Genomic DNA, 1,660 nt, shown 5'->3' with positions numbered 1-1,660 from the left:
TGCCCCGAACGGATGATGTAATCAAAAGCAGACAATGATGCCTTGGCACCTTCACCGGTGGCAATGATGATCTGCTTGTACGGCACTGTGGTACAGTCACCTGCCGCAAACACACCTTTCACATTGGTTTCGTTGCGGTCGTTAATCACAATCTCGCCACGGTTAGTCAGCTCAACTTGGGTTTCTTTCACGAAGTCCGTGTTTGGTAACAAACCGATCTGCACGAAGATCCCCGCCAGCTCAACCACATGCTCTTTATCCGTGGCACGGTCTTTGTATTTCAGACCGGTCACCTGTGAACCATCACCCAGCACTTCAGTCGACAGGGCATTCTTGATCACGGTGGTATTCGGCAAGCTGTTCAGCTTGTCTTGCAGCACCTGATCCGCACGCAGCTTGGTATCAAATTCCACCAAAGTTACATGCTCCACAATCCCCGCCAGGTCAATCGCGGCTTCAACACCCGAGTTACCACCGCCAATCACAGCGACGCGTTTGCCTTTGAACAGTGGACCGTCACAGTGCGGGCAGTATGCCACACCACGGGTTTTGTATTCCTGCTCACCCGGAACATTCATCTCTCTCCAGCGTGCACCAGTCGACAGAATCACGGTTTTCGATTCCAGTTTGGCACCATTCTCTAACGTGACTTCCACCAGACCATTGGCCGTTTCATCTGCACCTTTGATGTTAGAGACACGTTGCAGGTTCATGATGTCGACACCATATTCACGCACGTGGGCTTCCATCTCGGCTGCAAATTTAGGACCTTGGGTCTTCTGTACAGACGTAAAGTTTTCAATGTCCATGGTATCCATGACCTGACCGCCCATACGTTCAGCCACGATCCCGGTTTTAATGCCTTTACGTGCTGCATAGATGGCAGAGGTATTCCCCGCAGGGCCGCCACCGATCACCAGGACATCAAAGGCATCTTTGGCATTCAGTTTTTTCGCATCTTTGGCAGCGGCATTGCTATCCAGTTTGGCAATGATTTCTTCCAGCGTCATACGACCCTGACCAATATGCTGGTTGTCCTGGAATACCATCGGCACCGCCATGATCTTGCGTTCTTCGACTTCGTCCTGGAAGAAAGCCCCATCAATCATGGTCGCTGTAGTGCCCGGGTTATAGATGGCAATCAGGTTGAGTGCCTGAACCACATCCGGACAGTTATGGCAACTTAAGGATACAAACACATCGAAATTAGATTGAACACCCAGGCTTTTAATATTCGCCAGTACTTCATCAGAGACTTTTGGTGCATAACCGGAAGTTTGCAGCAATGCCAGAATCAGCGAAGTGAACTCATGGCCCATTGGCAAGCCTGCAAAGAACACACGCGGTTCCTCACCTTGTTTGGCAATCCCAAAACTTGGCGCACGTGCATTGGTCCCATCAAAGCGTGCAGTCACCAGATCAGACAGTGCAGCTACTTCGGACACCAGTTCCTGGATTTTGGCTGACTTGTCAGAGCCATCTAAAGTCGCGACCAGTTCAATCGGGCCTTCCAGGCGTTGTAATAAGGTTTTAAGTTGAGCTGAAGTATTTTGATCTAACATTGCTAACGTCTCCAAAGGAGTAAATGTTTATTTGATAACAGGATATTAAATGAATTGAATAAATAGGTAAAACAGTTTGTTTTTATTTTATTGATCGG

1 protein-coding gene is annotated in these 1,660 nt (G+C 48.9%); it reads right to left on the bottom strand.

Going from position 1 to position 1,660, the window contains the following annotated elements:
- Positions 1-1,562, bottom strand: a 1,562-nt coding sequence (gene ahpF, locus ACTL4S_RS16385; RefSeq protein WP_441299679.1) for an alkyl hydroperoxide reductase subunit F, incomplete at its 3' end; no start/stop codon positions are given.
- Positions 1,563-1,660: the final 98 nt, after the last annotated feature.

This window comes from Acinetobacter lwoffii (assembly GCF_052078135.1).
GTDB classification, from domain to species: Bacteria; Pseudomonadota; Gammaproteobacteria; order Pseudomonadales; family Moraxellaceae; genus Acinetobacter; species Acinetobacter lwoffii_Z.
Note: the sequence above shows the minus strand (reverse complement) of the source record. Positions and strands in the feature narration are given on the sequence as shown.